Below are 3,738 nucleotides of genomic sequence, written 5' to 3'. Positions count from 1 at the left end.
CCCACGGAAAGGGAAGTGGGCAGCCGGAGTGGTGGTCAAGTAAGCAGTAGCTATTATTCCATAATAGCTACTAGAGGAAGCGTAAATTTGAGCATTTAGTGATAAGGACTGAGCGAATTTTGCTCCGTTTTTCTTATGTTTTTAAAGATACGTCTAAGTTCGTATTTCTATTTAATACGTACATTTAGTATACTAGTAATGGTGATGAATTTAATGGAATCAATCTATGATATACAGCAGCTTTTGAAAAAATATGGTACATTTATTTATACGGGTAATCGCATCGGAGATTTAGAAATAATGGCAATGGAATTGGATGAACTATATAAACTTCAATTCATTCGAAATGATGATTATTTGCAAGCAAAATTACTTCTACGAAAAGAGATAGAAGCATTGCGTAAAAATTAAGGGGGAGTTATGCATGAATCAAATTATTATTGGAGTAGACGTTGGCGGAACAACAGCAAAACTTGGTTTTATCAATAATCAAGGAGATATCCTTAGAAAATGGGAGATACCTACAATTACCGAAAATGAGGGTATTCAAATTGTAGACGATATTTGGAACTCGATTGAAAGACAATTATCACATGATCAATATACGAACGATCAGGTGCTTGGGATCGGTGTAGGTGCACCTGGATTTATTGAAGATGAAACAGGTTTTGTTTATGAGGCAGTTAATATCGGATGGAAAAATTATGATCTAGGTAATCAATTAAAGCAACGATCAAACTTACCAGTATTTGTAGAGAATGATGCCAATATTGCTGTGCTGGGTGAAAATTGGAAAGGTGCTGGGAACCAAGCTAGAAATCTAGTAGCTATAACGCTGGGTACCGGTGTTGGTGGTGGTATTATCACGAACGGACAAATAGTAAACGGTGAAGCGGGAATCGGTGGAGAAATCGGACATATTACAATTGATATAGATGGTTATACCTGTAATTGTGGTAGAATAGGCTGTTTAGAAACGATTGTTTCAGCGACTGGAATTGTAAGGCAAGCAATGGAAAAGGCTGAAAATCAGTCAGGTTTACTTGCTACATACATTTCCGAGCATGGTTCTATTACTGCAAAAGATGTTTTTCAGTTTGCTGCTGCTGGTGATAAGTCCGCTCGAGAAATTGTGAAAAATACCGCAGACGTACTAGGAATGGCAATTTCTAATATAGGCACCATTGTAAACCCTGCTAAAGTTTTAATTGGTGGCGGAGTATCTAAAGCTGGAGAAGCATTTCTTTATGATATACGTGAGTCATTTGATAAATATGCTTTGTCCCGGGTTAGTGAAAATTGTGAATTAAAGCTTGCTCAATTAGGGAACGATGCTGGTATCATTGGAGCAGCATTTTTAGTTAAACAGAAGATCGAACACATCACATTCACCAATTAGCTGTCACTAGTTCAATGGAAGATGTAAAAAAAATCGCATTCTATGAAACTTTTATTTCATTGATTTCGTCATATACGATAATTGGGTTTACAATCGATTAACAAATATTTACTTTTGGTTTATAATATCTTTCAACAGGGAAATGAAATCAAGAATAAATCTGTTTGATATTGGTTGAAAAGTAAGAAAAATATAAAAATCAAAAGGGATAGCAGGAGGATAAGTTTATGGAGTTGAAACGGCTAAAAATACCCCTATTTATAGTAGCTACTGTACTATTTGGTATTAAAACGTACATTGTGTACCGGTTTGTGTTTTCGATTGATCTCGAAAATTCTATGCAAGAGTTAATCTTGTTTATAAACCCTTTTGTTTCAGCGTTCTTAGTTTTTGCTTTAAGTGTTTGGATAAGAAAACAGAGCAGACAAATGAAGTTCTTAAGATATACTGCTTTAATTGGTACAATCATCCTATTTGCTAATCTAGTTTTTTATCGTTCCTTTACGGATTTTATTACCATACCCCAATTATTTCAAGGAAGTAATGCCGCTGATTTGACGGAAAGCATACTGTCGCTTGTTAAGCCGTATGACATACTTCTATTCGTAGATGTAGCAATCATCTGGTATTTAAGTAGAAAACATATGGAACGTATGACCGTTTTTTATCCGAGAAGTGGTAAAGTCTTTACATTAGCCATGTCCTTTGTATTATTGGCTGGTAATTTCTTTTTGGCAGAGATGGAGCGGCCGCAATTATTTACACGTGCCTTCGATCGGGAATATTTAGTGAAAAATATAGGTCTGTTTAATTACCATGTTTATGATATTGCAACACATACTAAAGCGAAGACACAACGAGTGTTTGCAGATGGTAATGAGATTCCAGATATTAAAGCTTATATTGAAGAGAATGTGAAAACAAAAGAAAAATCAAATTTGTTTGGAGTAGCTAAAGATAAGAATGTTATATTCATTAATGCAGAATCTATTCAAAGCTTTGTAATAAATAATGAAGTAAATGGACAGGAAATTACGCCTTTCTTAAATAGTTTAACAGAGGATGAAGATACGTACTATTTTGAGAATTTTTATCACCAAACAGAGCAAGGGAAAACATCCGATTCAGAATTTATTGTTGAAAATTCTCTATATCCACTTTCTCGTGGAGCTGTTTTCTTTACACATGCGCAGAATGAATACCATGCTATGCCAGAAATATTGAAAACAGAAGGGTATTACTCGAGTGTTCTGCACGCTAATAACAAGAGCTTTTGGAATCGTGATCAAATGTATCAGAGCTTTGGAATTGATCACTTCTATGGGGAAGAAGCATATGAAGTTTCTGAAGAAAATTCAATCGGCTGGGGACTTAAAGATAAACCATTCTTTGAGCAGTCCATTAAATACCTTCAGTCAATGGAAGAACCATTTTACACAAAGCTAATCACATTGACGAATCATTTCCCATTTGATTTGGATGAAACAGATAAATCCATTGAACCGTACGATTCCAATTCAAATACTTTAAATAATTTCTTTCCAACAGTAAGATATATGGATGAAGCAATTGAGCAGTTTTTCGATCAACTAAAAGATGCTGGACTATATGAAGACTCCATTATTATCATCATGGGTGATCACTACGGAATTAGTGCCAACCATAATCGAGCAATGAGTATGTATTTAGATAAGGAAGAAATCACACCATATGATCATGTACAGTTACAAAGAGTTCCGTTCTTTATTCATATTCCTGGCCATGGTCAAGGTGAAGTGAAATCAGAAGTTTCTGGTCAAATTGATGTGAAGCCAACATTGTTGAGCTTGTTAGGTGTTGAAAATAAAAATGACTTACATTTTGGTAATGACTTATTTAGTGATGAAAGAAAAGGTTACATTGCTTTAAGAAACGGTAATTTTATTAGTGATGATTATATCTTTGCAAGTGACACTTGTTATAATCGAGAAACTGGAGAACCAGTAGAAATAGATCAAAAGGAAGAAGCTACGGATCAAAACGTTGAGAGTGCCTGTGATCCAATTAGCAAAAGAGTAGATAAAGAATTAGGTTACTCAGATGATTTAATTTATGGAGATCTTTTCCGATTTGTTGAGTTTACCGATCAAAAATAATAGTAAAATGAAGTAACAGTTTAAGTTAATTCATCTTTTTGGATGAAACAAGATGATTAAGAAGGATATTCCCCTTGAAGTAATAACCAGATTAAGAAAATAAATAATCTGCTTTACTTTGAGGGGAGTTTTTTAATTGATGTTTTTTAAACCACAGGCTCTGCCTGTGTGAGAATTAAACTTGTAGAGTTGTAACAGAAAAAT

Annotated in this window: 3 protein-coding genes; all 3 read left to right on the top strand. The window is 34.4% G+C overall.

Annotated elements, in window-relative coordinates; translation table 11 throughout:
- The first annotated feature begins 135 nt into the window (after nucleotides 1-135).
- The 3 genes from Q1A47_RS20235 to Q1A47_RS20225 all read left to right on the top strand — a co-directional run bounded on the left by Q1A47_RS20235 (nucleotide 136) and on the right by Q1A47_RS20225 (nucleotide 3,534).
- Nucleotides 136-411, top strand: coding sequence for a YqgQ family protein (locus Q1A47_RS20235; RefSeq protein ID WP_366141156.1), 276 nt, complete (start codon nucleotides 136-138; stop codon nucleotides 409-411).
- A gap of 13 nt (nucleotides 412-424) precedes the next feature.
- Complete coding sequence (locus Q1A47_RS20230; RefSeq protein WP_026681145.1) at nucleotides 425-1,399, top strand: ROK family glucokinase; 975 nt, start codon at nucleotides 425-427, stop codon at nucleotides 1,397-1,399.
- A gap of 227 nt (nucleotides 1,400-1,626) precedes the next feature.
- A complete protein-coding gene (locus Q1A47_RS20225; protein WP_121605257.1) occupies nucleotides 1,627-3,534 on the top strand; it encodes an LTA synthase family protein in 1,908 nt (635 codons plus the stop codon).
- Nucleotides 3,535-3,738: the final 204 nt, after the last annotated feature.

Origin of the sequence: uncultured Virgibacillus sp. (assembly GCF_947495635.1) — a bacterium.
Taxonomy (GTDB): Bacteria; Bacillota; Bacilli; order Bacillales; family Amphibacillaceae; genus Virgibacillus; species Virgibacillus salarius.
Note: the sequence above shows the minus strand (reverse complement) of the source record. Positions and strands in the feature narration are given on the sequence as shown.